Source organism: Klebsiella sp. HMSC09D12 (assembly GCF_001808475.1).
GTDB lineage: Bacteria > Pseudomonadota > Gammaproteobacteria > Enterobacterales > Enterobacteriaceae > Klebsiella > Klebsiella oxytoca.
Window position 1 is genome coordinate 1 of the sequence record NZ_KV793436.1, and the last position, 1,878, is coordinate 1,878.

Sequence of the window (1,878 nt, forward strand, 5' to 3'; positions counted from 1 at the left end):
AATTGCAATATCTCTGTGAACTTACACAGGAGAAAAAGGCTATGAAACTGCCACCTAGTAACCTGTTATGGTGTGTATTAATAGTGTGTTTCACACTACTGGCATTCACCTACCTGACCAGAAAATCGCTCTGCGAAATCCGGTACAGGGACACAACCAGGGAGGTGGCGGCTTTTATGGCCTACGAATCCGCTAAGTAGCCAACCCCGGCGGAGGGCAACCTCCGCCATACAGGGGCTGAACTGTCTGGACATGCCTGAAGCGCTTTATGAAGGGGTTACCAGTGCGCTGGTAGCCCCTTTTTCCTGTAGACAGGAAAATAAAAAAGCCCGCACGATCGGCGGGCAAAGACACTCATCTATCTACACAGGGAGGAAATGAATCGCAAACCAGTTTAACACAGAGTATTACCGGTCATACCTGGTCACCAGTCTGAAATAGTCCAGTTCAGGAACACCTTCTATATCGCGAAACCTTCTTCATCAAGAGGGATTGGACTGTCTGACAGTTTCGTTGAAAAGCCAGCTTTACAGCTAAACAAAAACAATGGAGCATTTCCAATTGTCGTGGTATCGATATCAAACTTTTGCCGTTTTCAGCGCCTTGAGGATGTTCTCAAGCTGTCGCTTCATGCTCGCGGCACCTGTGCGAGGATGGCATGCACTGAATGGACCCTCGGTATCAGGGTCATATGTGTCTACCAGTTCCTCCAGCACAGCGATACAGTGAGATAAATGCTTGCTGGCGATATCTCTCTTTTCTTTACGCTGAGCTCCTGTATGGGGTGTTGAGGAAGCCAGGTGAACCGGTTTAACTGGCATAGTGAATCTCCTTTTCCTTATGAGTGATATCAGTTTTGGGTAGTACCGTTACCTGACATGTTGTTAAGCGCTTCTATCAGTTCAGGGGGAGCTGGTGGCAAGTCCTTAAACTCTCTTAACCAAGCTTTGATGCTTTCCGGCTCGGCTATGTAATCATTATCAATAACAGAGTTCTCAAACTGATCTGAACGCTTCATATCTTGACCTTTTATCAAAGAAATGCCGGTAGGAATGGAGAAATACGGTACATGCAAATAATAGTAAATATAGAGTGGACGTCAATACGTTCATTTGTTCGATAATTAATTTCATAAAACACAATCAGGAAAATAATTAATCCTTATTTTTCTGTCGTCTTTAATATTCCGATATGATGCATGTTAACTCACAAAAACTCTGGATGATTCTGAATGCTAGAAATGACTAAGGAATTTATAACCGCTTTGGTATGCATCTCCCGTAAGCTGTAAATAGCTTCCGGTGAGAATAAGGGGTTGATGGCCGTTATTTAATTGGTATCCTGGTGTGCATGAATGGAATATTCACTCATACCTTGCCAATATTTTTGTTAAACAGGGGTTCACGAATGAAAACTCAAAAAACACCAGCCACTCACAGCGACATTCTTTTTACCCATATCGTGAATACGCTGGTGGACCTGGCTAAACATGAAGGCACTCTAATGACGTTTGAAGGACTTCTGCGGAACGGTATCGAGGTAGATGAAGAGATGATGGATAGCATGCTGGGGGTGAGTCAGGACTCAGCTGCTCAGTGCGTGGTTCAGCTAAGGGATTGTGGCGCCATAACGAGCCCTGCGGTATATGAGATGGTTACACACGTTGAGCAACTGGCGATGCGTTTAGCCCCAGACTGGTGGAAGCAAATCGTGCCATGGTCGGTTCAGCCGCTGCGTTATTACCAGAAAGAGGCTATGGCAAAACGCGAACGATTTATTGTCCGTCATAGGGAACGGCAGTACCCCTTCCTCGTATACGTAACTGGTCAGGTAGAGTATACCGCTGTGATCTTGACCCGCCATCTCCGGACAGCTTTT

Annotated in this window: 4 protein-coding genes; 2 read left to right on the forward strand and 2 right to left on the reverse strand. The window is 45.5% G+C overall.

The window, feature by feature from the left end; genetic code table 11:
* The first annotated feature begins 41 nt into the window (after positions 1-41).
* Positions 42-200, forward strand: coding sequence for a type I toxin-antitoxin system Hok/Gef family toxin (locus HMPREF3178_RS07700; protein WP_004117894.1), 159 nt, complete (start codon positions 42-44; stop codon positions 198-200).
* A gap of 378 nt (positions 201-578) precedes the next feature.
* Here the strand turns inward: HMPREF3178_RS07700 and HMPREF3178_RS07705 are convergent, their stop codons facing one another.
* Positions 579-821 carry a hypothetical protein gene (locus HMPREF3178_RS07705; RefSeq protein ID WP_004117898.1) on the reverse strand — a complete coding sequence of 81 codons (243 nt, stop codon included), beginning with the start codon at positions 819-821 and terminating at the stop codon, positions 579-581.
* A gap of 29 nt (positions 822-850) precedes the next feature.
* On the reverse strand, positions 851-1,018 hold the full coding sequence (locus tag HMPREF3178_RS31245) for a hypothetical protein (protein WP_004117900.1): 168 nt from the start codon (positions 1,016-1,018) through the stop codon (positions 851-853).
* Positions 1,019-1,407: 389 nt separating this feature from the next.
* Between HMPREF3178_RS31245 and HMPREF3178_RS07710 the strand changes: the two genes are divergently transcribed.
* On the forward strand, positions 1,408-1,878 hold a 471-nt coding region (locus tag HMPREF3178_RS07710), incomplete at its 3' end, for a hypothetical protein (RefSeq protein WP_070585103.1).

What these genes read in the sequence shown, in the direction of transcription:
- HMPREF3178_RS07700 (WP_004117894.1), top strand. Translation starts at nt 42, where the DNA reads ATGAAACTGCCACCTAGTAACCTGTTATGGTGTGTATTAATAGTGTGT.
- HMPREF3178_RS31245 (WP_004117900.1), bottom strand. Translation starts at nt 1,018, where the DNA reads ATGAAGCGTTCAGATCAGTTTGAGAACTCTGTTATTGATAATGATTAC.
- HMPREF3178_RS07705 (WP_004117898.1), bottom strand. Translation starts at nt 821, where the DNA reads ATGCCAGTTAAACCGGTTCACCTGGCTTCCTCAACACCCCATACAGGA.